The 22431-nt window shown below is 36.3% G+C and carries 19 protein-coding genes and 1 pseudogene; 3 read left to right on the top strand and 17 right to left on the bottom strand.

Annotated features, from left to right (window positions below):
• Nucleotides 1-20 precede the first annotated feature (20 nt).
• From JIN86_RS20190 to JIN86_RS20150, 9 genes and pseudogenes are all read right to left on the bottom strand, one after another.
• Nucleotides 21-1739 (bottom strand): RTX toxin, encoded by a 1719-nt coding sequence (locus JIN86_RS20190; RefSeq protein WP_237497373.1) that lies wholly within the window; start codon nt 1737-1739, stop codon nt 21-23.
• A gap of 208 nt (nt 1740-1947) precedes the next feature.
• Nucleotides 1948-6033: an S-layer homology domain-containing protein gene (locus JIN86_RS20185; protein ID WP_202342711.1), complete on the bottom strand. Its 4086-nt coding sequence runs from the start codon at nt 6031-6033 to the stop codon at nt 1948-1950.
• 208 nt (nt 6034-6241) lie between these two features.
• Nucleotides 6242-6937 (bottom strand): phage tail protein, encoded by a 696-nt coding sequence (locus tag JIN86_RS20180; RefSeq protein ID WP_009371514.1) that lies wholly within the window; start codon nt 6935-6937, stop codon nt 6242-6244.
• Nucleotides 6938-7031: 94 nt separating this feature from the next.
• Nucleotides 7032-7508 carry a GNAT family N-acetyltransferase gene (locus tag JIN86_RS20175; protein ID WP_004233183.1) on the bottom strand — a complete coding sequence of 159 codons (477 nt, stop codon included), beginning with the start codon at nt 7506-7508 and terminating at the stop codon, nt 7032-7034.
• 42 nt (nt 7509-7550) lie between these two features.
• A complete protein-coding gene (locus JIN86_RS20170; protein ID WP_004233182.1) occupies nt 7551-8669 on the bottom strand; it encodes a hypothetical protein in 1119 nt (372 codons plus the stop codon).
• A 27-nt stretch (nt 8670-8696) separates the two neighbouring features.
• Nucleotides 8697-9809: a hypothetical protein gene (locus JIN86_RS20165; RefSeq protein ID WP_202342710.1), complete on the bottom strand. Its 1113-nt coding sequence runs from the start codon at nt 9807-9809 to the stop codon at nt 8697-8699.
• A 19-nt stretch (nt 9810-9828) separates the two neighbouring features.
• The gene (locus JIN86_RS20160) at nt 9829-10893 is read right to left on the bottom strand and encodes a hypothetical protein (protein ID WP_202342709.1); all 1065 of its coding nucleotides are present in this window, start codon (nt 10891-10893) and stop codon (nt 9829-9831) included.
• Nucleotides 10894-10957: 64 nt separating this feature from the next.
• Nucleotides 10958-11116 (bottom strand): annotated as a pseudogene (locus JIN86_RS24015) (N-acetyltransferase); the annotation flags it as partial.
• Nucleotides 11117-11170: 54 nt separating this feature from the next.
• Nucleotides 11171-11419, bottom strand: coding sequence for a hypothetical protein (locus tag JIN86_RS20150; RefSeq protein ID WP_202342708.1), 249 nt, complete (start codon nt 11417-11419; stop codon nt 11171-11173).
• Nucleotides 11420-12019: 600 nt separating this feature from the next.
• Between JIN86_RS20150 and JIN86_RS20145 the strand changes: the two genes are divergently transcribed.
• Entirely contained in the window at nt 12020-12802 is a 783-nt protein-coding gene (locus tag JIN86_RS20145; RefSeq protein ID WP_237497372.1) for a saccharopine dehydrogenase family protein, read from the top strand.
• 51 nt (nt 12803-12853) lie between these two features.
• Here the strand turns inward: JIN86_RS20145 and JIN86_RS20140 are convergent, their stop codons facing one another.
• The 3 genes from JIN86_RS20140 to JIN86_RS20130 all read right to left on the bottom strand — a co-directional run bounded on the left by JIN86_RS20140 (nt 12854) and on the right by JIN86_RS20130 (nt 15156).
• Nucleotides 12854-13576 carry an amino acid ABC transporter ATP-binding protein gene (locus JIN86_RS20140; protein WP_202342707.1) on the bottom strand — a complete coding sequence of 241 codons (723 nt, stop codon included), beginning with the start codon at nt 13574-13576 and terminating at the stop codon, nt 12854-12856.
• Complete coding sequence (locus JIN86_RS20135; protein ID WP_004233158.1) at nt 13569-14228, bottom strand: amino acid ABC transporter permease; 660 nt, start codon at nt 14226-14228, stop codon at nt 13569-13571. The genes JIN86_RS20140 and JIN86_RS20135 overlap by 8 nt, the downstream gene beginning before the upstream one ends.
• A gap of 133 nt (nt 14229-14361) precedes the next feature.
• Nucleotides 14362-15156 (bottom strand): transporter substrate-binding domain-containing protein, encoded by a 795-nt coding sequence (locus JIN86_RS20130; protein ID WP_202342706.1) that lies wholly within the window; start codon nt 15154-15156, stop codon nt 14362-14364.
• A gap of 422 nt (nt 15157-15578) precedes the next feature.
• Here JIN86_RS20130 and JIN86_RS20125 point away from each other — a divergent pair, with 422 nt between their 5' ends.
• Together JIN86_RS20125 and JIN86_RS20120 are read left to right on the top strand one after the other, a co-directional pair.
• A complete protein-coding gene (locus JIN86_RS20125) occupies nt 15579-18587 on the top strand; it encodes an ATP-binding protein (protein WP_202342705.1) in 3009 nt (1002 codons plus the stop codon).
• 14 nt (nt 18588-18601) lie between these two features.
• Nucleotides 18602-19315 carry a DNA-binding response regulator gene (locus tag JIN86_RS20120; protein ID WP_202342704.1) on the top strand — a complete coding sequence of 238 codons (714 nt, stop codon included), beginning with the start codon at nt 18602-18604 and terminating at the stop codon, nt 19313-19315.
• Between the two features lie 165 nt (nt 19316-19480).
• Here the strand turns inward: JIN86_RS20120 and JIN86_RS20115 are convergent, their stop codons facing one another.
• Genes JIN86_RS20115 through JIN86_RS20095 form a run of 5 tightly spaced genes read right to left on the bottom strand, consistent with a single transcriptional unit; the run spans nt 19481 to nt 22429 of the window.
• The gene (locus tag JIN86_RS20115) at nt 19481-19849 is read right to left on the bottom strand and encodes a Na+/H+ antiporter subunit G (protein WP_004233152.1); all 369 of its coding nucleotides are present in this window, start codon (nt 19847-19849) and stop codon (nt 19481-19483) included.
• Nucleotides 19827-20111 (bottom strand): Na(+)/H(+) antiporter subunit F1, encoded by a 285-nt coding sequence (locus JIN86_RS20110; RefSeq protein WP_004233151.1) that lies wholly within the window; start codon nt 20109-20111, stop codon nt 19827-19829. Before JIN86_RS20110 ends, JIN86_RS20115 begins: the two co-directional genes overlap by 23 nt.
• Nucleotides 20111-20593 (bottom strand): Na+/H+ antiporter subunit E, encoded by a 483-nt coding sequence (locus tag JIN86_RS20105; RefSeq protein ID WP_004233146.1) that lies wholly within the window; start codon nt 20591-20593, stop codon nt 20111-20113. Before JIN86_RS20105 ends, JIN86_RS20110 begins: the two co-directional genes overlap by 1 nt.
• Complete coding sequence (locus JIN86_RS20100; RefSeq protein WP_004233145.1) at nt 20593-22098, bottom strand: Na+/H+ antiporter subunit D; 1506 nt, start codon at nt 22096-22098, stop codon at nt 20593-20595. Before JIN86_RS20100 ends, JIN86_RS20105 begins: the two co-directional genes overlap by 1 nt.
• Nucleotides 22091-22429, bottom strand: coding sequence for a Na(+)/H(+) antiporter subunit C (locus JIN86_RS20095; protein ID WP_004233143.1), 339 nt, complete (start codon nt 22427-22429; stop codon nt 22091-22093). The genes JIN86_RS20100 and JIN86_RS20095 overlap by 8 nt, the downstream gene beginning before the upstream one ends.
• Between the last annotated feature and the right edge of the window lie 2 nt (nt 22430-22431).

The raw sequence follows: 22431 nt of genomic DNA, 5'->3' as shown, positions 1-22431 counted from the left end.
TTTCCTCGTTAGAATATAGTTTAGTAATGTCCGATAGTAGAAAAGTCGTCTTTAGGTAATAAAGTCCACTCTAAAATATTGAAATTTGTAGAACCTGATTGCAATCTTTTATCTCTAATATAACCTCCATTACTTTCCAATATAGCGGTTGTCGAATCTTTTGTTCCTAATATATCAACAATATTCCCATTACTGTCTTTTAAAGTAATTGACACCGTTATTTTAGAAGCATCTCTAAAAATAAATTCTTCGTTGTAATAATATGATAAGGTAATATCCATAAAATCATAAAAATAGGGATGAATCACTACAAAATTCATATTTGGATTTACTAAAGATATATCTAATTCTTGAACACTATGCTGCATTGAAATTAAATTATATTGCTGTATCTCTAATTGATAACCATATAGAGGAGATGTAGTAGGATTATATATTTCTAGGACATCATTATAGTTTCCACTTTGTACAAAATCAGATATAAAAATACTTGGAGCATCTACAGTGAATATAAAACTTGTAGATTCTAGCCCTCCTTTGCCATCATCTGCTGTAATAGTAATAATACTTGTCCCTATTGCTTTTTGTGTCATGTTAAGGGTTGTACCATTTAAACTAGCCGTAGCTACCCCACTATTACTAGAACTTACAGCTAATGTTAACGAATCGTTATCAGCATCTGAAAATACATTACCTACATCAATACTCCAAGGTATACCACCAATAGTTGCTCGTTGATTTCTAACCGTCTGAGCTACAACTGGCGAGTTATTCACTGTAGGATTGTCTATGGTAACTGTAAAGCTAGTTGATACTTTCCCTCCTTTGCCATCATCCGCTTGCACTGTAATTGTATTAAGCCCTACTGCTAACGGCAAAATAGTTATTATTTGCCCACTTATTTGAGCTGTAGCAACAGTTTCATTGCTTGAGTTTACTTCTATTGTAAGAACATCATTATTTGGATCCGAAAAAATATTACTAACATCTATTGTTAGTACATTTCCCACAGTACCTGTTTTGTTATTAATTGTTTGTTCGACCACAGGAGGCTGGTTAGGTGGAATTGTAACTGTTAATTTAAAGGTTGTAGAGACAATTCCTCCATTACCATCATCCGCTTGTACAGTGATTATACTTTGCCCCACAGCCAGCGGTACAATAGTTATCATTTGTGAATTCAATTGTGCTGTAGCTACAGTTTCGTTACTTGAATCTACATCTAATGTCAAGTTATCGTTATCTACATCAGTAAAAACATTGCTTGTATCAATTAATATTGGAGCTCCCCCTACGTGTCCTATGTGGTCATTTATTATTTGAACAACGGTAGGTAAGTTATTCAACTTGGGTAAGACCTCTACCTCAAAACTACTACTAGCTCTCCCTAATTTCCCATCATCAGCACTAACTTTTATTCTTGTTTTTCCTGGGGATAGGGCCTCTAGTGTTAATAGATTTGAGTTAATTTCGGCTGTTACTACCTCCACAGAATCAGGAATAGCTTTAAATATTAATGAATCATTATCAGCATCATAAAATAGCTTACTTACATCAATCACGATATCTGCTTGATCAAGTGTCATTGTTTGCTTCTGAATTCTTTCTGAAGCTACCACAACAGGTGGATGATTAATAGAAGTTGCATAAGTTAATTGTGCTTGAAAACAAAAACTAAAGATTAAAGTTAGCAAAATAATTTTCTTAGTACAATTTTTACTACGTGTATTTTGACGCAAAATCGTTTCCTCCCATATATGTAAAATAATTAACATTACTCTCCCTTTCGCTATGACTTTCAACTCACATAAAATTATATAATAGAACTAAAATCCTAACTACAAAATTCATTAATGATAAAAGTTAATTTTTCTTAACCTTTATTTATCAAAAAAAGGTTATTCAATATTGCTAGCAATATTGAATAACCTTATATTATTTTTTTATCTATTTTTCATGAATATGCTTTACTGCGGCTTCTTGAATCTCATAAAATGCCCAATGGTGTTTTGGAACATCTTTAAATAATGGTATTTGATCTTCACTGAAGACTTGGCGTTCAAACAGTCGATTTAATACCTTCACTGCTTGTGCACGTGTTAAAAATCCATCTGGATTGAATGTATCGGCTGTTATTCCTGTCATAATTTCTGCTGCATTGACAGTATCAATTGCTTTCACTGCCCAATGATGGACGCTCACATCTTTGAATGCTGGACTTTGTGAGGTTGATGGACAGAAATCGGCATCAGGACGTTCTACACATTGCTGTTCTATCCAGCGGGCAGCCACTGTAGCCATCTGTGCACGCGTAATCAAGCCGTTTGGATTAAAGTTAGTTGCTGTAACCCCTTTAAACAGACCCTTTTCCTTTGCAAATTCGATTGCATCTTTAGCATCATGTTGGAATGTGTCTGTATAGGTTGCCTTTGCTTGCGGTATGGCATTACCTGTTAATTGACGAGCAAACATACTTGCCATCTGTGCCCTTGTAACAGGAGCATTCGGACGGAAGGTACCATCTGGATAGCCTTGAATGTAAGGTAGATGTGTAACACCCTCTGTAGTTGGCTCCTTCACTTCTTCCTTCTCTGGTAAGTAGAGAATGGAGAAGGTAGAGAATTTATTCACCTCAAACTGTAAACCTATTATTCCCTTTTGATATTCTACAACCTTCCCTCGTACAACTTCTTTTGTGCCATCACTATGCTCGATAAAGATCGCCAAATTGGCAAGTTGTTCATCTGTTAAATCTGTAGGCAACGGCAATGTTAATTTAACAGGACGGCTTTGCATATTGGTTTCAATGCTCATTGGACGACCAAGTAACTCTACAACCGCACCTTCTACCAATTGCTGCACAACGGTTTCCCTTTTGGCTTGTTCTACAATCTCTAGCTGTTTATCATGCCCTTTTATCGGAACGAGTCGGAAGTATAGATTTTCACCAAACATTTCCAATGAAGTTTTTGGCACTTCAATTCTAACGTTATCGGTAACAATTTCGAGATGGACTGCCCCATTTTGAAAAAGTGACAGCACATGTTTAGGAATGGACACTTGGACTTGATTTACTTGATCCTTCTCGTCTGGGATAATAATCCTTGCTTTATCATTTCCTTGTTCCTTTAATTTTCTAATTGTCTCTGTTGCACTCTGTGCCGTTAATGTCACTTCATCGTTTATAGTGTTATCGACATTTTTTGTTCGTTTTATTGTTGTTTTAGAAACTAGGTCACCATCACCAGACTCAACATCTACCACAATTTCCTCTACATTGGTTGAAGGTGTTGATGAACCAGAATCAGGATTTGGTGAAGGCTCAGTATTGCCCACACCTGTATTATTACTAATCCATTTTGCATAGATCACTGTGTTTGCTGTAATTGCAGTATTAAAATTATATGGTGTTGTGTAGGCATTACTTGTATACCAGCCACCAAATGTATAGCCCGCTTTCGTTGGCGCTTTCGTTGGCTGACTTGCTTTTCCTTCATGTACTACCGTCTGATTAGAGACAGCACTTCCTCCGTCTACATCAAAACTTACCGTATGTGTCACAGTCACTGGATTCCATTTTGCATATAATATGATGCTTCCACTACCCATTATGAAAGTTGAAGCTGGTGCATAATCTGTTCCAGTTCCATCTGCTTGCGTGTTCCAGCCCTCAAACGTGTAACCCACTTTTACTAGATTTCCTATATTACCTAGAACTGTTACAGTTTCTCCTTGCTCATACGTTTCACTATCTGTTGGAACTGTGCCCCCTGTGTTTGTATTGCCGTTGTAGGTGATAGTAATAGTTTGTGCTGAATTTACTATTACAGGAACTACATTACTTGTCGCGGTAGCAGTTGGATTGCCACTTACTCCACTATTCGTGTTCGTCACTACTACATAGTAGTACAACGTGCCTGCTGTAGAGGTTGGGGCTGCATAGGTCGCATTTGTTGCTCCGCTAATTGGAGTTCCTCCACTCGTGCTATTCGTCGTATTGCTGTACCATTGGTAACTCAGGGTTCCTCCATCACTTACACTTGCCCCTACACTTAACGTCGGATTTGTAGCTCCTTGGTTCACAGTCGCTCCCGTTGGCTGCGTCCCGATTGCTGGTGTCTCAGCATCTACTAACGCATTCACTGTTACCCCTACTACATTACTTGTCGCAGTAGCAGTTGGATTGCCACTTACTCCACTATTCGTGTTCGTCACTACTACATAGTAGTACATCGTGCCTGCTGTAGAGGTTGGGGCTGCATAGGTCGCATTTGTTGCTCCGCTAATTGGAGTTCCTCCACTCGTGCTATTCGTCGTATTGCTGTACCATTGGTAGCTCATGGTTCCTCCATCACTTACACTTGCCCCTACACTTAACGTCGGATTTGTGGCTCCTTGGTTCACAGTCGCTCCCGTTGGCTGCGTCCCGATTGCTGGTGTCTCAGCATCTACTAACGCATTCACTGTTACCCCTACTACATTACTTGTAACTGGTGCAGTTTGATTGCCACTTACTCCACTATTCGTATTTGTCACTACTACGTAGTAATACATCGTACCTACTGTAGAGGTTGGGGCTGCATAGGTCGCATTTGTTGCTCCGCTAATTGGAGTTCCTCCACTCGTGCTATTCGTCGTATTGCTGTACCATTGGTAGCTCAGGGTTCCTCCATCACTTACACTTGCCCCTACACTTAACGTCGGATTTGTGGCTCCTTGGTTCACAATAGCTCCCGTTGGCTGCGTCCCGATTGCTGGCGTCTCAGCATCTACTAACGCATTCACTGTTACCCCTACTACATTACTTGTAACTGGTGCAGTTTGATTGCCACTTACTCCACTATTTGTGTTTGTCACTACTACATAGTAATACATCGTGCCTACTGTAGAGGTTGGGGCTGCATAGGTCGCATTCGTGGCTCCGCTTATCAAGGTTCCTCCACTCGTGCTATTCGTTGTGTTACTGTACCATTGGTAGCCCAGGGTTCCTCCATCACTTACACTTGCCCCTACACTTAACGTCGGATTTGTGGCTCCTTGGTTCACAATAGCTCCCGTTGGCTGCGTCCCGATTGCTGGCGTCTCAGCATCTACTAACGCATTCACTGTTACCCCTACTACATTACTTGTAACTGGTGCAGTTTGATTGCCACTTACTCCACTATTCGTGTTCGTCACTACTACATAGTAATACATCGTGCCTGCTGTAGAGGTTGGGGCTGCATAGGTCGCATTTGTTGCTCCGCTAATTGGAGTTCCTCCACTCGTGCTATTCGTTGTGTTACTGTACCATTGGTAGCTCAGGGTTCCTCCATCACTTACACTTGCCCCTACACTTAACGTCGGATTTGTGGCTCCTTGGTTCACAGTCGCTCCCGTTGGCTGCGTCCCGATTGCTGGTGTATCGGCATCTACTATTTCGCCAGCTGGAGACCCCCATAATTCGAACTCATAAATATTTGTTGGATTTGGTTTTCCAGCCTCAGCCATTAGAGGCTCGACATTTGTTACTTTTATGCGGAAATATTGATATGTCACCGTAGGGGAAAGCGATTTATTAATAGTGACTGTATATCCATTTTGATCAATTGTAGTATTATTTAAAGAAGAATCAATAGGAGTAAAAACATCTCCATCCTTACTGGCTTCTAAATAAACATCTTTGAATTGATAATTCTCTGTCATTGAAAAAGCAATAACTTTCCAACGCTTAATTATATGAGGACTCCCTAAATCAACCATTAACCAAGCTGGATTGGTTTCTGAAATAGGTTCACTACTTGGAGAATCATTTGTAGTCCATGAATACCATGAGGTTGTTTCGTCACCGTCAACAGCGTTACCACTTACTCCCCATTCTTCTTCGACTTCACTTGATACTGTAACTGCTTTCCCTAACGCAACATTCTCACCCCCTGTATCTGAACTAGCACTTACTTCCATACCTGCAAATACACCAAAAGAAATTAAATTAAAAAGCAATAAACCAACCACAAAGACAGAAGTAATTTTCAACCGCTTTTTATTTTCCATTCAATCCTCTCCTCAAAATAAATTTAGCTCCTTGATTGTAAGGATTGTTTATACAAATCAAGATTTGAATTCCAATATATAAGCACTTTAAAAATTTGTATTCTCACTATTAAAGACCCATTTAAGAATGTCCAAAATGCTATGAAAATATGAAACTATATGTTGTGTTTATCAAATAATTAGCGTTATAAAATTTTTAGTTTACTTGCTAAAATGGCCTCATCGGATAAATACCCTGGTAACATATAATATAATTTATAACCAGATAAGGTTGCATATTCGCAATCGGAGTGCCGGATCCTGTTATACCAGTATTTACTGTTCCTGTTACCGTCCCATTCACCGTTCCTGTTACTGTTCCCGTTACTGTTCCTGTTGCATTCACCGAATCATTCTGAAGTGTAGTATCGGGTGAATTCGTGCTGTATATGTTTACATCTTGATTAGTAGCCGTTTTTGCTACACCTAAACATTTATTTGAACCTGGCACAGATGTCGTATTCCCTGGTACCGTGGTTGCATTCTTAGGTAAATTCACAGTTACTTCACAAGCCCCATTACTAATACTTCCACCACTAATTCCTGCACTAAATGTATTATTTAATGTAACAGTATGAATATGTGGTGGTATCTGACCAGTTTGCAAGGTCACATTTTCACTGCCTGCCATTTGTCCAATTGGCCTATTTGCTAATCCTACACCCTGTCCCATTCCTACTGGCACTCTACCTCGTAAATCGGGTAATTTAAACGTAGTTGTAGCATTCCCTCCATATTTTACTCCTATTAAAGAATAAATCGCCTGATATTGGTTTATTGGCAATTCCTGACCTTGACATAATAACCACCCATCAGGAGCCCAATCTAAAGACCAAGGTAATATAGTTCCAACAAAAGCTTCCATTATTAAATTCTCCCTTCTCACTTATAAATTATTTTTCAAAATTACTATCAATTAATCTCACTAAATTCAAACACCCTTATTATCGAATACCCACTTATCTATCAACCTCCCAAATCATTAATAAATACGGAGACGTTTCATCTATAACAACAAACCCACATCTCTCATACAACCTCTGTGCAGGATTCCCCATCAACACAGTTAATTCTATTGGCAATCTAGATTCAGCAGCTACATGCTGAAATTCCCTCAATAGCACTGTACAGATTCCTCTACCTCTATATTCAGGAAGTATGAAAATATCAATTAGACGTATTGCTTCCTGCTGTACCTCGGTTATCAATCTACCAATTCCTAAACCTTCATACATTATGATTTCATATTTGGCATTAGGAAACTGATGCTGATAAGAAGCTTTTTGAGCATCGTATTGCATACGTAATAAACCTTCTATTTGTTGCTCATCTAATTCTAATATGGCAAATTCATTTTTTCTTGTAGATATAAATAATGAATAAAGGGTATCCTCCTCTTCAGGTAATGCCACTCGCAATTTCACTTTATCTTTCATTTTTCTTTGCTACTCACCTCTTTTCTGAATTTTCAATCAATATCAAGCAACACTCGCTAAAATATCCTTATTTTCTTCTTGTATAGATTCGACTTCTTGGACTTCCATTTCTAAAACTCTTGCTATCTCGGAAGGTGTATGCTTCGTAAACAACATGTACATGGCTTTTATTTTCTTTGCTTGATCTCCAGAAACTTTTAGAGTATTTGAGATTTGGGCTAAATCCGTATGGTTCTCTATCAAATACGATCCTAATAAAGTATTAGTGATTTTTTGTAACTCATTTTGATCCATAGCATTTTTGCATAATGCTTCTGCAGCTATACTCGCTGCCACTGATAAATCCATCCCTTTTTCATGCATACGTTTCATCGCATTAAATTGATCAGACCATTTGCGTAATGTATAATTTTGTTCCTTTACTAAGAAAACTAGCTCTCGATGATTTACAACAGTATCGTGTAAAAGTTCTGTCTCCTTAAATGTCATTGCAAGATCTTTAAAGAAAGCATTAACTTGACTTTGTCCACGATAAATCTCTTGTTTAGTCTTCGTTAAATCATCTTTTGCCTTATTCGTTTCTGCTTGAATATTTTCAAAATACTCTTTCCGCAATTCTCCTTGAATAATTCCTGTAATAAGGTAGAGGACAGCGGCTATTGCACCAAGCGTACCTAGTTTCGCAACTAAGCTATCCAGCACTTTTATTTTTCCAATCCATTGATTAACTACAAATAATGTAAGCGCCACATACTTATCTAAAGCGATTTTTTTATAAGAAGGGACAACGATTGATAAAGAAATCAGTGGCAACGTATTTTTAAAGCATTTTCTCCATTCGAGGAATTCCATTAGCAAACTATTTAAATCATCTTGGATATCATGCTTTAAAATATTTAAGTCAATTGATGTTTCACTTAACTCACTTTTCAGCTCTTTTAAAAGCTTAATTGCTTGTGCCTTTCGCTCTGGGTTATCTGTACGAAATAGATTATCACCAAGCCATGCACTAATTTCTAAATCCTCGTCCAATAGCTTAGAAATGATGCTATCAATTCCCTCTTTACATTCAGCAAGCTTATCTTCTACTTCATAAATATTTTTTAATGCGGGCTGTAATTCTTCGACATAGGTTGTTAATGTTGCTTCTGTAATCGCCATATTATCCATCCATTCTAAGATTATTTTTTAGCTAACAATTGCTATTAAATCGCTATTTGTCTCTTGAATTGTCATAACCTCGTTTACATCCATTTCCAAGACTTGTGCAATCTCATCTGGTGTATGCATTTTAAATAACATGTAGGTTGCTTTTACTTTTTTAATTCTTTCTAAAGACATATCAAGCTTTTGAGAAACTACACTATTGGGCTCTCCCATTTCAATAAAGTAGGCACCCATTAACAGTTTGCTGTAATTGTCTAATTCATTTTCATCATCTTGTTTATTTACTAGATTTGCAGCAACCACTTCTGCTGAAAATTCAATATCTAAGCCTTTATTAATCATTCGCTTCATCGAATCATATTGATCCGACCAACGTCTTAATGTGCCAGCCTGTTGTTTAACAAACGATACTAGCTCCTGATGGTTTGTATATGACTTTGTTAACAAGCCTGTTTCTTGAAAGCTCTTTGCCACATCTTCAAAAAAGGTATTTACTTGCACCTGCACATCATTGATATCCTGCCTTAGCTTTTTAACATCCTCCATCGCAGCCTTTGTTTCTTTTTGGATATTTTCAAATAGCTCCATTCTTTTTTCGCCTTGAATTATTCCATCTATTAACACCACCACAACAATAAGACCTACAACACCTAACCCTAATACCTCAAATATTGGTAGTAATATATCTTTCAATACGACGGTTAATACAAACCCTAGCATTAATCGATGAAAGGGGTTAAAAGCCTGGAATTTAGGTACAGCTATGGAAAACGCAATAAATGGTAACCTATTATCAAAGTAAGTTTTCCAGTCCCCATACTCTTTTAATAAAGTATTTAATTCATCTTGGATATCATGCTTTAAAATATTTAAATCAATTTTCGCATTACTTAATTCATTGTTTAAGTCATTTAACAGTTGAATAGCTGTTTCTTTCCTTTTCGGGTTATCTGTCCGAAATAGATTATCACCAAGCCATGCACCTAGATCAAATCCTTCATCTTTTAATTTAGATAAAATACTGTCTATATCTCCACCGGCTTTTCCAAGCTTGTCTTCTAGTTCAATTATATTTTTAATACTGGGTTGAAGTTCCTTCACATAATTGTCTAATTGGTATTCCGAAATTGGCATAGCATTCTCTCCTTTCTGATTAGGAAATAATTAAAGAAAATAATTCTTTATTTTCTTTATAAAAAGCTTCAATCTTCATCAATTCCAAATTCACTTGTTCAGCAACTACTACTATGCTCTCTTGGTTTAGCAATAAGTATGCTGCTACTAATAGCTTTGCCTGTTGTTCAGAAAGCTTTAAATCTTGTGCTAATGTCACATAGGTCGCGCCTGTTTCAAGTAGATAAGCTCCTTGTAAAACTCTCTGGTTTTGATAGATTTGCGCTGATTCCTCTAAACTTTCGCTTAATACTTTTGCCGTTAGTTGTACAGCCTCTTGGAATTCCATATCTTTTTCAAGCATTGTATGAAGCATTTGATAGTGATCGGCCCATATTTTCAACTGCTCACCCTTGCTTTTAATCTCAGCAATGAAATCAAGTTGCGTATAGGTCGATTCTGACAATCTATCACTTTGATTTAAATTTGAGACGACATCGCCAAATTGTCTGTCCAATTCAATTTCAGTATCCATAATGATTGACATTAATTTAGCAGCACTGCTTTTTGCTGCATTTATTTGCTCTTTTATGTTCACATCAAAATTGTCTAGGGATACTATTATTTCATTTACTTGACTCGATTCAATTGTTGCAGTTAGAAGGGGTAATTTTGTTACTATCTCTTTTTCAATTAAGAGGGACAGCATTATGTTGAATTGAACATTTGAAGAAAGACTTGTCTCAAAAGGGATGCTTGATACTGCAAATGGAAGTAGGGGAAGCATATCCTTTAAAGTTTGCTGTAATTCTCTGTTATTTTTTTGCAAAGTGTTTATTTCATTGACAAGTAGCTGTTTAATATGTGCCATACCAATTAAAGATTTTTGTAAATCCGATTGTAGTATTCTTACTTCTTCGAGATGTTTTTCTTTCTTTTTACTTGCTAATAAAAATCTTCTTTCTTTTTTTTGAATATAGTTTTTGATACTGCTGTCAATGTGTACAATGACACTTTCGACTTGTCCCTCTAAATTAAAAAAGTACTGAATCGTTTGCTGTAAATTTTCTTCATATGTCTGTAAAGCCGAATTTGATATTGGCAATTCACATTCACCTCGCTTTAGTTTTTAATAATGGACGGGTCCAGCTTCAAAAGACTTGATACGTTTACTGCCATCTCGTTTTTGAATAGTTTTCATCAGTTGACACCACTTGAAACCCTAATCTTTCATATAGCTTTCTTGCAGAATTTGTATGAAGAACTTGCAATATCACTGGTTTATTTTCTTTTTTTGCCTTTTGCTGAAGATTAATAATTATATAAGTTCCTACTCCATAGCCTTAGTAACTTGGCAAAATAGAGATGTCGATTATATGTAGTTACTCAGGTAAATCTTTTGTTAACAATCTTCTAACATATTGCTCATCTGAAGTAATAATACAATGGCTTGCGTGTGGAAATTGTTGTCTATATGAGGTTTGCTGTGCGCACCACTGCACTTCAAAAAAGGGCTGTATTTTTTCAGCAGACCATCTCCATGAATCTATTTCTTTCCTACGAGAAGAAGCATAGACTTCGTAAAGGAATGGCTCGTCGTCTTTCGTAATAGACTTAAGCTCTACTTTCATCCTCCCGCCCCCTTCTTTTCTTGAATAGCTTAATGATTATAGAGTCATAACACATGTCTGTTATATCTCCCTCGCTTTATTTATCATAAAATTCAGATTTTTAAAAGCCTAGTAATAACTAATACTTAATGCCCAAATAAAAAGTCTATTATTTCATTTATTTTGTGGCTTTTTGCCTTTTTTTCATTATATTATAGGTCAATAGATTTCACTATGAATTCATTCCATTTTTTAGGTTAATTTTTCTTAACCTTTTATTATGATTAGTGATACTAGTAGCTAAAGTACAGTTATTGGCTTCTTTTTAACTATCACTGATGTAGCTTAATAGCTTCCAATCACAAACCTACTGATTGAATGTTAATAAATAATAAGAATCTACTAGAAAGCTACCAAATTCTTATTAGTGTTGAAAAACAAAACAGTCGATTGAAAGGTAGAAATGGATTTTAATTCCAGTCAACTTACTTTCCTGTAGGCGAGTGCCGAGCCGCTTTCACTCCATAAAGGGTTCGCTTGTCTCGCTATCCACCGGAGTCAAGTAGCCTTCCAAGCCGACCCACAAAAGTGTTACCTTTTTAGCAAAGGTTTTCAAATTAGGTGGATGTCTTCACTACTCTTATCTATATCGATATTACTGCAAGTTATAGCTTTCTTAAAAAGTTAGAGTCACTCCACTTACTAGCTGTACAGAAACATTCTACAGCCATTTTTAGTGTTGGTATGGCTCCAGGTTTGACCAACTTAATGGCCATGCATGCTGCAAGGCAATTATCCTCCCTCGAGAAGATGCATATTTCCATTTTACTTGGGGCAGGCGATACACATGGCACAGCGGCAATTCTTTGGATATTGCAACAATTAAATAAACCGTTTAGTAGCTACAACAATCAGAAGGTTGCTAATTTTACTAATAAGAGAACCGTTAAATTTAAAAAGATTGGGAAACGAAGTGTGTATCAATTTAATTTTTCTGACCAGCATACATTAACAAAGCATTTCCCTTCTATCCCTATCGTCACAAGATTAGGCTTTGATGTTGAGCCATTAAATAAATTTGTATCCTTTTTACAAAAGAGTAGAATTGCTTGCTTATTAAAATTTAACCGTCTACAAATCTTGCTTGCTTCACTTATTCAAAAAATAAAAATTGGTTCTGATGTGTGTGGCATACAAATAGAAGCCATTGGGAAAAAACATCACAAAGAAGCAAGCTTTACATTAGGCTTTCTTGATCGCGATGAATCACTTGTAACAGCGAAAGTTGCAGCATATATAGCTAACGAGTTCCTTAACAATAAACATCCAGCAGGAGCCTATCATATTGAGGAATTATTTACATTAGAAACCTTACAGACTTATTTTGATAGGTCCTTTCAATAAAAAAGGCATTTAGCTCTCATCTAACGGAGAAGCTAAATGCCTGTTGTTTTATTATAAAACCTTCTCTAAAAAATCCTTAGCACGCTGTGTTGATGGCGCTGAAAAAAACTGTTCTGGAGGAGCATCCTCAATGAGCTTGCCGCCATCAAGGAAAAGAATACGATCAGCAACCTCACGAGCAAAGCCCATCTCATGTGTCACAATCAACATAGTCATCCCAGAATCTGCGAGGTTTTTCATAACGGCCAATACCTCTTTAACCATTTCAGGGTCAAGTGCCGATGTAGGCTCATCAAATAATATAACTTTAGGGTCCATGGCAAGTGCTCGCGCAATGGCAACACGTTGCTTTTGTCCCCCCGATAAGCGATTTGGATATTCTTGACGCTTCTCAAACAGACCCACTTTCTTTAGTAACTCTTCTGCTTTGTTGATAGCAGTAGTCTTATCTATACCCTTCACATTGATTGGCGCATATGTTAAATTTTCAAGCACGGTTTTATGAGGGAAAAGATGAAAATGCTGAAATACCATACCTACTTCTTCACGTATTTTCATTATATTTGTCCCTTTATCTGTCAGGACATCCCCTGCAATCGTTACCTTCCCACTTGTCGGAGTTTCTAATAAATTTAAGCAACGAAGAAATGTCGATTTACCTGATCCTGAAGGTCCAATAATAGCAATTACTTCTTTTTCTTTAACTTCAGTTGATATACCCTTTAATACTTCATTCTGCCCATAAGATTTGTGTAAATCTTCTATTTTAATCACTTTTTCTCATTCCTTTCTCGATTCGTTTACCAAGGAACGTTAAAACAAGCGTCATGATGTAATAGATTACCCCTGCAAAAAGTAATGGCTCAAGATAACGGTATGTTGAACCACCTACAATGTAGGCACGACGCATAATATCTAATGCACTGATTACTGTCACAACTGCCGTTTCTTTATTTAATGTAATAAATTCATTTACTAAGGAAGGTAAAATATTTTTTACTGCTTGCGGAATAATAATATCCTTCATCATTTTTGCATATGGAATACCCAGTGCTTGTGCAGCTTCCATTTGTCCTTTATCAACTGCATTGATACCAGCACGGATAATCTCTGAAATATATGCTCCTGAGTTTAAACCAAAAGCAATAATAGCTGTTGGAATAGGATCAATTTGGATATCTAGTAATTGTGGTACTGCATAATAAATAATTAGTAATTGTAATACAAGAGGTGTACCGCGGAAAATCGACGTATAGAAATCAGCAAACCAACGTAAAAAATTCACTTTACCAATTTTACATAATGCTAAAAGTATACCTACGATAAAACCAATGATGGATGCACCGATTGCAATTTGAAGTGTAACACCTATCCCTTTTAAAATATAAGGAATAGAGGGAACAATAGCTGTAAAATCTAAATTCACAGCGCTCCCTCCTTTCTTTTTCATCATGATGTAGCTTTGTTTTTTGTACCAAACACAAATTTAGAAGAGGCTTAAAGGATAATAATGAAAAGCACAAGCGATAGCCCAAAAGTAGAGCTATCGCACGCAATTATTATTCAACTTTTTCTAACCATTTTTCTTCTAACTCTTTGATTTTGCCTTCTTCAGCTAGCTCTTTTAAAGCTTTATTAATTTTATCTTTTAAATCGCTTCCTTTTGGAACAGCGATTGCTTTGAAATCTTCAGGCTGTTCTTTCACTGGGAAAGCCTCTAATTGATCATTCGTTTTTAAATAGCCTTTCGCAACGCCACCCTCTAAAATACCTGCGTCTAAACGTTTAGACATCATATCTTGCACAATCTCAGGGATTCGCGTACGTCCTTCTACTGTTACATCAACCTTTTTCGCAATTTCATTACCTAAGTTTTCCTGAATAGATGCAGTTTGTACACCTATTTTTTTACCAGCTAAGTCAGCTTCTTTTTTAATACCGCTATCCTTTTTAACAAGGATTACTTGCTCTGTTTCATTATATTTATCTGAGAAATCTACCACTTTTTCACGCTCTGGATTCGGTGTCATACCAGAAATAACGACATCAATTTTCCCTGCTTGTAGTGCTGGCACTAAACTGTTAAAGTCCATATCTTGCACTTGCATATCAACGCCTATTTTTTCTCCAACTAATTTGATTAGATCAATATCAAAACCAATAATTTCTTCGCCTTTTGCTGCATCCACATATTCAAATGGCGCATAGTCAGCTGATGTACCAACTTTTAATACTTGCTTACCCTCTGTATCCGTAGTAGATCCTGTATCGCTTGCATTATTGTCTTTAGTGCCACATGCTGCAAGTACACCTATTACTAGTACCAGCATCATGATGAATAACTTGTTCTTCATAAATTGCAACTCCTTTTATTTATAATTTATTGTGTATGAGAATACATTTCTCGCATATAGTTGATTGGATATTTATTCATGTTGAAGAATAAAAAATCTATCTGCTAATTAAGATATACTCTTTTGAAATAATAATCAAGATAAACTAAAAAAATTTTAGCTAAATATTATATGCATAATTTTCTGATAAGTCAATTTATTTTTGTTTTCATTCATTTTACAAAGTAACTTTACTATTTTCCGTTTTCGCATTATTTATTCCTCCATCATAAAAACAACTTAATTTCAACAGTTCAGAGATAGAGATTATCGCCATCCTTTAAGCTCGCAATATTTAGAGTTCATCGCTAGTAGGAATTTTGTATTAATGCCGTAAGTTATCTTGTATAATCCAAATAAATCATTTGAAAGGGATTTTTACGATGAAAAAATTATCGTTATTGTTCGCAATTATTATTGGCTCAGTGCTGATAGCAGGCATTACCTTTTTCTTAACTCAACCTAAGTCGCATGGGCCGCAAGCGATTGAAGGTGTGATGGATTTACGTCATCATTCATTTCACGATAATACGCCTATCAAATTAGATGGGGAGTGGGCATTTATCCCGAATCATTTAGTGGACGGTGAAACCTTTGATTCTTATCAAAGCTATCTTGTTAATGTCCCTTCAGCTTGGACAAAATATACAATTGATGGGCAACAAATACCTGTATTTGAAAGTGGAACTTATCGTCTCAAGGTTTTAATCGATGATACCGAAGATATTTTAGGAATTAAAACGAGTAACATTCGAATGTCGAACGCATTGTATATTAACGGAAAGCGCATTGGACATAGTGGAGAGCCAGCTGAGGATAGCAGCTATATACCCCACAATACTCCATATACAGCTTATTTTTCGCCTGATAAAAAAGAACTTGAATTGATTGTACATGTTGCCAATTTTGATTATGCACCAGGAGGAGGAATTATTAGCTCCATTTTTTTAGGGGATCAATCTAGTATTGCAAAGCTTCGAGAGGGTGCCATATTCTACGATTTAATTACCCTAGCAGGTTTTTTAACAATGTTTATCTATTTTTTTGGCTCATATCTTTATTCAAAATTTGGTATAGAACAGCTTTACTTCTCTATATTTTGTTTTGCAAGTGGGGTCTACACCCTTACCCATGGGGAAAAGTTATTACTAGACTTTATAAATATTCCCTATGCTCCATTTCAGAAAATACAAATGATCTCTAGTATAGCTGTAGGCCTTTTTATATTGTTATATTTTTACCGTGCTCTAATAAACCATATGAACCGTTTAGTTGTGAAAGTGTTTTGCGCAATAGGTACCCTTCTAATGCTTGTTGCATTGCTTCCAACGTCCATTAATTCACTATTTCAGAATATCAACTCATTGTATGTATTCGCAAATATTGTTTATATTTTCTATGTGCAAATTATAGCAATTTACAAACGTGCGACTGGAGTAATGTATTTAACATTAAGCTCCCTAGCCATTTTGCTTTATTTTATCGTTGCAACGTTAAATACAAATATTAATCTTGAACTGAGTGCTCTACCACCATTGTTACCATTTATTTGCCTGACAATGCTTTCCCTATATATTTCTCATCGTTTTGCAGATTCTTATTTAGAAAAAGGCAAGCTAACAGAGGCACTGATACGTGTAGATAAATTAAAGGATGAGTTTCTCGCTAAAACCTCTCATGAATTCCAAACGCCTTTACATGGCATTATAGGCATTTCGCAGTCTATGCTAAAGGATAATAGTTTACCTATCTCAGCGGACGAACAAAAAGAAAAAGTATCACTTATTTTCAATATTGCAGAACGTCTATCCTATTTAGTCAATGATTTACTTGATTTTTCAAAGTTGAAGGAGAATGAATTAACATTGCGGATGACATCTGTAGATTTATATGCCATTGCACATATGACTGTAGAAGTGCTTTCCTACACGATTAGCAAGAATGTCAAAATTTATAATCATATAGAACGGGGAACCTTTGTCCAAGCTGATGAAAACCGTCTTCGCCAAATTTTATATAATTTAATTCATAACGCAGTGAAGTATACAAATGAAGGAAAAATTGATATAACTTGTTATGAGAAACAGTCATTCCTAGTAATTGAGGTTAAGGATACTGGGTGTGGGATAGCACCAGAAAATTTAAAAACCATTTTTAACCCATTCCAACAATTCAATTATTCAATCGGTGGCAGTGGATTAGGTTTACATATTACAAAGGAGCTTGTCGAGCGGCAGGGTGGAAAAATATTTGTGGATTCTATTGTCGGACAAGGTACTACCTTTTCATTCAAATTACGAAAAGGTCAGCCGACTCATGAGGAATTACCATCATTGCCAATCCAAACATACCAGCATCCTTTTCTAACATTTCCACATATTGTTGAAAAAATAGGAAAGAAAAAAATTCTTATTGTGGATGACGATGCTGTTAATTTAAAGGTACTAATAGATATATTGACACAAGAAAACTATTCTATTATAGCAATTGATAATGGACATCATGTATTTGAGTACCTTACACAACAACCTAGTATCGATTTATTAATTTTAGATATTATGATGCCCTCTATTTCTGGCTATGAGATATGTCAACAGGTTAGACAAAATTACACGTCTACAGAGCTACCTATTCTAATGTTGACTGCGGCGGTTCGCCCAGAGGATATGATTGCAGCCTTTCAAACTGGTGCAAATGATTTTTTACATAAACCTTTAGATGCTACCGAGCTAAAGACAAGGGTACGCAATCTTCTTTTATTGAAGGAGTCTGCAGAAACAGCTGTGAAGATGGAAACCGCATTTTTACAGGCACAAATTAAACCGCATTTTATTTATAATGTCTTAAACTCCATTCTGTCTCTAAGCTATTTAGACTTAGATAAATCACGGGCAATGATTACAGATTTTGCTACATTTTTACGTAATAGTTTTGCCTTTGAAAATGCCAACAGTCTCGTCCCTTTGGAAAAGGAGCTTAGTCTTATTGAGGCCTATGTAAATATTCATCGTACTAGATATCCTGAGCAATTAGAATTTAATATTTGCATGGATGAGCCTATCCAATGTCTTATTCCTCCTTTACTGCTTCAGCCTTTAGTAGAGAATGCCCTTCTTCATGGTTTGAAAGTCAGAAAAGAGGTTAGCGAGCTACTATTAGTTATAAGGCAGGAAGAGCATATGGTGATTTTCCAACTGATTGACAACGGCATTGGGATATCTTCAGAGCTTTTAAGGCAAATTCAAAATGGTGAGAAAACAGCTAGTCAAGGCATTGGTATTTTAAATATTTCCAAAAGATTAAAAAAATTCGACAACGCTACTATCCATTTTGATAGCCACGAAAACAAAGGAACGACTGTTGAAATAAGATTTCCAATAATTACTTTATAGAGGATGTGAGCAGCTTGTTAAAAGCAGTTATTATAGATGATGAAATTTTAGCCATTCGTTTATTAGAATCCATGCTAAAGGCAAGTGGCTCTATTGAGATTATCGGAACCTTCCAGAATCCTAAAGATGGTTTAGTAAATATTGATATGTTAAAACCTGATATTTTGTTTTTAGACATTGAAATGACTGAAATGACTGGTCTTGAATTTGCTTCTAAAATAGAAAATGTTTCAAGCTATATAGATATTGTCTTTGTTACAGCTTACGAAAATTATGCTTTAGAGGCCTTTAATGTACAGGCTATAGATTATATTTTAAAGCCCATTGACCACAACCGACTCTTAAAAACAATTGAGCGGCTACTTGAACGAAGGCAGCATAAAAAGTTGATGCAACCAATTGAACATACTTCTGTAAATGAAGGAACCAAAATTATTTATACATTACACTTCCATATACACTCAGGAAAAGTTTCAATTGGTGATACTGTATTAACTTTATCAACAAAGGAATTCCAAATTTTATTCTTTTTAGCACAGCATTGTAATCAAGCTTTTCCAGCTGCCGAGCTGTACCGACTTATTTGGGACGAGGATAGCTTTGGACAAACACAAGCCTTACGAGTTCATATCAGCAATTTAAGAAAAAAACTTGAAACGATTCCAGGTCATACAGCTAAAATTGTGATGGTAAGAGGCTCTGGGTATCAATTAGTTTTTCAAGAATAATTTGAAAGGGAAGTTGATTAAACCAATCAACTTCCCTTTCACTTGAATGTTATGAAATGTCCAATGTTTACTACCTTCTGGCTATGCTCTCTCATCTCTTGTGCAGGGATTTCCCCGCTCTCTTTGAACAATCTATGTTTGCTTTAGGGCAAAGCAGTTCTCCTTCTATTTTATCGTATGTTCTTCAGGGAACAATTTTGACTTTAATTCATCTTCACCAGAGCCCTTGGCTAATGGAACGCGAGAACGATAGGCTGCACGACAAATTAAATGCCCTGCAACGGGCGCTGTCACAAAGACGAAAAGAATACCTAAAATGAGCCGTACACTAACAAAACCGTCATGCACCCAGAAATAGATAAACGCTCCTAACAAACAGGTTAAGACAGATAATGTAGAGCTTTTTGTAGCAGCATGTGATCGTGTATAAACATCTGGTAGGCGAATCATTCCAAATGCGCTAATAACACTCACAATGGAACCTATAAGAATAAGGATAACTGCTGCCCATTCAATCATTTGATTTACGTTCAACAATTACACCTCTTTCTATATATTTTGTAAATGCAATCGTTCCGATAAACGCTAAAATGCCCAAAATAAGTATAGCTTCTAAATATGCTTTAGTCTTCAATATAATAGAGACAATCGCAATAGCCGATAATAAATTAACACCAATTGTATCGAGAGCTATCGCTCGATCAGGCATTGATGGACCACGAATAACACGATATAACGACAGCGCAATGGAAATACTGAAGAAAGCAAGTGCAAGAAGTAATATATTGTTAATCATTAGCGTGTCACCTCCATTATTGCTTGTTCAAATTTTCCAATTGATCGTATAACTGCATCCTTTGACTCTTCTATGTCCATAGCATGGATATAAAAGATATCTCCCTCTTCTGATACCTCCATGACGACAGAGCCAGGTGTTAATGTTAATAGTAAGGCAAGAGCTGTAATCTCCCAATCACCCTCCAATACAGTTTTATATGTGAAAATACCAGGTGTAATATTTAGCTTAGGTGTAGTGATTTGTCTTAATACACTATAGCTTGATAAAAATAGCTCCCAATTAAACAACCATAATAACTTGATGATGGAAAAGACCCTCCGCATGTAAAATTGAGTACCATAAAAGCGATGCATCGCATATAGAATACCCATGCCTACAACAAAACCCATTAAAAATGTCGAAAATTGTGGTGTTACTTCATCCTGTAGAAGTAACCAAAGTGTTGCGATAAATAAATTTAAAATAAACTGCATCGCCATTATTTATTCACCTCACCTTGCCATTGTTCGCCATCTAAAACTGCATCGATATAGATAGATGGTGTATAAAGAGTTTCAGCTGCATCTGTGACAAATGGTGCCAGTTTTTCTGCCCCAATCCCTAATCCAAATGTGCAAACAGCCAGTAATGTTAAAGGCAACAATATACGTTTAGGTAAAGGTTTTTCATCTTCTAGGCTAATAATGGTTTCGCCAAAAAACGAAGAAAGAAATATCCTTAACAATGAATATAAAACAATTAAACTAGAGAAAAACCCTAGACCTAATAGAACGAAATGGCCACCTTCTATCGCTCCTTGTCCAATTAAAACCTTTCCTAAAAAACCACTTAGTGGGGGTATACCAGCTAGTGAACACATTGCTATAAAGAACAACCATCCAAAAAAGGGATAGTTACGGATAAGTCCACTCATCTTATCAATTACTGTTTCCCCAGTGAGATAGATCATCATGCCAACAGCTAAAAACAACATAGCCTTAGCTATCATATCGTGCATTAAATAGTAGATAACACCTTGTAAGGCTGACTCTGTACCTACTGCTAGCCCAATTATTATAAAACCAACACCAATTAATACATTGTAGGAGGCTATTGTTCTAACATCACGACCTGAAAGTGCACCGATACAGCCTGCTATAATTGTAATTCCAGCCATGATGCCGAGAGCTGTGTGTGTGACTTCAGGATTATTAGGGAACAGCAATGTAAAGGAACGAACAAGTGCATACATCCCTACCTTTGTTAATAAAGCAGCAAATAAAGCAGCAATGGCAGTTGGTGGTACGCTATACGAGCCTGGCAACCAGAAGAATAATAAAAGTCCAGCCTTCAAGCTAAAGACGATTAAGAAAATAAGCGCTACTGTTGTAATAAGAGGATTAGCTCCTGCCTCCATTACACGAACTGAAATATGGGCCATATTTAATGTGCCTACTGTTCCATACAGAAAAGCTAGTGCTACTAAGAAAATCCAAGAGGCTACAATATTGATAAGCACATATTTCAATGCTTCACGTAGCTGAATTTTTTCGCCACCTAAGCTGATCAGTGCGTAGGAAGCAAGCAACATCACTTCAAAACACACAAATAAGTTAAAAATATCGCCCGTCAAAAATGAACCATTGACACCTGCTATCATCAGCAAGGTAAATGGATAAAAATACATTTTTTCATATCTTAGCTCCATTGTAAAAATTGCATATAGCATACAAATAAGGGCTACAATATTTGCAACTAACACTAATAGTGTCGCAAATGAATCGGCTACAAATGAGATTCCAAATGGTGGTGCCCATCCACTAAAGTCAATGCGCATCACACCCTGTTCTTGAATCTCTACTAATAAAATGACGCTGATGATAATAATAAAGCTCAATGTCAATAAGCTGATGATGCGTTGTAGCGTCACATGCTCTTTTAAAAACACCAGTAAAATAGCCGTAATTACCGGTACAATTAATGGTAAAACAATCATATTACTCATCAGGCGTACCTCTCAATTCATCAAAATTCCCTGAACCATTTGTTTTGTACGCACGATACCCTAAAACGAGAACAAAAGCAGTGACAGCAAAGCTAATCACAATCGCTGTTAATATTAATGCTTGAGGTAATGCATCTGTATATGGTCCCTCTGATTCTCCTAATAACGGCACATCCCCTTTTTTTAAACCTCCCATAGTCAGAATCAGTAAGTGGGCAGCATGAGATAAAACAGCGGTTCCTAAAATAACACGTAATAACTGCTTTGAGAGGATTAAGTACGTCGCAACAGCTACTAATATACCTACTAAAACAAGTATTAAAGACTCCATTG

The sequence above is a fragment of the Lysinibacillus sp. HST-98 genome (assembly GCF_016757845.1).
Lineage (GTDB): Bacteria > Bacillota > Bacilli > Bacillales_A > Planococcaceae > Lysinibacillus > Lysinibacillus capsici.
This window is presented reverse-complemented; position numbering and strand designations above follow the sequence as displayed.